Origin of the sequence: Streptomyces sp. NPDC002265, from assembly GCF_040296125.1 — a bacterium.
In the GTDB taxonomy this organism is placed as follows: Bacteria; Actinomycetota; Actinomycetes; order Streptomycetales; family Streptomycetaceae; genus Streptomyces.
On the sequence record NZ_JBEOWS010000633.1, the window covers coordinates 1 to 2,295 of the forward strand.

Here is a 2,295-nt window from a genome sequence, read left to right on the forward strand (position 1 = left end):
ATGGGATCGTCCGGGCTGTCGCCATGCTCGGCGAGCAGATCCAGCAGGTCCTGGAAGCCGGCCGCGTCGTCGCTGATCCTGAGTCTGCCGAGCAGCCGGGCGCCGGAGTCGACCACCGCGACGTCGTGGTGGGGTCGGCGCGGAGCGCGGTACTGGGATTCCTCCCAGCCCGTTTCTCCACGCCGCCCTCCCGAACCGGACGTGCGAGTTGGCCCCGCATCCGGCTCTCCACAAGCCCCGTTGACCAGGTGCTTTCCTCAGATCGTGCTGGGCCAGGGCGACGGAATGGTCGTCCCCCGAGGCCGGTATCGCGTGGTGACTACCGAGCCCGGGTTGAACAGGACGACGTCGCCGTCGTGCGGCCACCATCCGCCGTCGCAGTAGCGGCGACGGAGCTCCTTCCACCCAGTGCCGAGGTGTTTGCGGCGGAGCCATCCGAAGACCTGACGCCAGACGATCATGCGCAGGTATTGGAAGGCCCGAGCAGACACCCCGGGACGGAAGTAGGCGGCCCAGCCCCGCAGCACCTGGTTGAGCCGATGCAGCAGGACTGCCAGCGGCAGGCTGACGTTCATCCGGCAGAGCGCCTTCGTCTTGGCCTTGACGGACCGAAGTGCCTTCTTGGCCGGGTAGTTGTAGACGTACTGCCGGTCGGTTCCCCGCTTCTGGTGACGCTGGATGCGCCAGCCGAGGAAGTCGAGGCCCTCGTCGATGTGCGTGATCAGTGTCTTCTCCTCCGACAGCCGCAGGCCGACGGTGGAGAGGACCTCCGCCACTTCTGGAAGCAGTGCCTCGGCGTGCGCTCGGGTGCCCGACACCAGAATGACGAAGTCGTCCGCGTACCGGATCAGCCGGTAGTTGGGCAGACCTTTCTGGCGTCGTGTCCACCGCTGCTTCGTCGTGGACTGCGGCCCACCAGGTGCCTTGACGAAGTGCTCGTCCAGGACCGAGAGGGCCACATTGCTCAGCAATGGCGAAAGAATCCCGCCCTGCGGGGTGCCGGTGACGGTCTCCTTGGAGGTGCCAACCTCGGTGAGGATGCCCGCCTTCAAGAACGCCTTCACCAGCGCGAGCACGTGCTTGTCCCCGATCCGAGCCCGCACCCGGTCCATCAGGGCCGAGTGCGAGATCTCGTCGAAGCAGGCCGTGATGTCGCCCTCCAGCACCCACTCGTAGGTCTTGGATGCCAGAAAACGTGTCTCGGCCATCGCGTCGTGCGCCCGCCGGTTGGGGCGGAAACCATACGAGCACGGCGCAAAGTCCGCCTCGAAGATCGGCTCCAGCACCAGCTTCAAGGACGCCTGGACCACCCGGTCCGTCACAGAAGGAATCCCAAGGCGCCGCCGCTTGCGCGGCGACCCCGGCTTGGGGATCATCCGTTCCCTGACCGGCACCGGACGGAAACTGCGGGACTTCAACTGCTCCCGCAGTTCAGCGAGAAACCGAGCCTCGCCGATCCGCTCCCGGACGAAGGTGACGGTCATGCCGTCCACTCCGGCCGAGCGTGCGCCCTTGTTCCCCGCAACCCGCTCCCAGGCCATGGCCAGGAAAGCGGGATCGCAGACGAGGTTGTACAGATCGTCGAACCGACGATGAGGATCGTCGTTCGCCCAACGGTGCAGCTTGGTCTGGATCTCCAGTACCCGCCGCTCGGCCCGGAACGAGCCGGACGGCAGATCACTCGTATTCACCAGCGTCCTCCTGGTCTTCCAGCACTTCCACTACTGACTTGCTGGCCCCCTTGGCCATGCGGCCGGCTTTCCCGGCCTCGGACTACTACGGAGCCTCCGCCCCGACCGGCGCCGTCAGCAGACGACGTGCCTGTCCTTCCACCGCGCTGGCTGCGCGAGGCGAGGACGACACCGGACGGTTCCCACGTTCACCTGAAAGTCGATCGACGGGTGAGGCGCCCAGCTCTACCCCTGCGGCATCGCCACGGCTACGCCGCAGACATTCACCGTGGCCTCCTGGCCGCTGATCACATGACGACCAGGAGTTACCCGCTCTCGCACGAGGAGCGGGCATGCACCGCGACCAGCCCATATCCGCCAGATTTGAGCTGGTGGGCCGTTAAGGGGCGTCAGACACCGGTTCCTCTCGTACACCTTCCCGTCTCGCTGACCGGACCCGCACCATCTGGCAGTGCTGGCACGTCCCGGCGTTGTCAGGGCTGCTCCCACCCTCCCCGGCGTCTCCCGGATCAGGCTGCCCTCAGCTTCACCCAGCCGCTGCGACGGCCAGGAGTCGAAGGTCTCTCACCCCCGCTCGACTTCAAGCGCCTCGTGGCGCACATGA

Annotated in this window: 1 protein-coding gene; it reads right to left on the reverse strand. The window is 66.6% G+C overall.

The window, feature by feature from the left end:
• Window positions 1-257: 257 nt before the first annotated feature.
• Entirely contained in the window at window positions 258-1,691 is a 1,434-nt protein-coding gene (ltrA, locus tag ABT085_RS45775; RefSeq protein WP_351623037.1) for a group II intron reverse transcriptase/maturase, read from the reverse strand.
• Window positions 1,692-2,295: the final 604 nt, after the last annotated feature.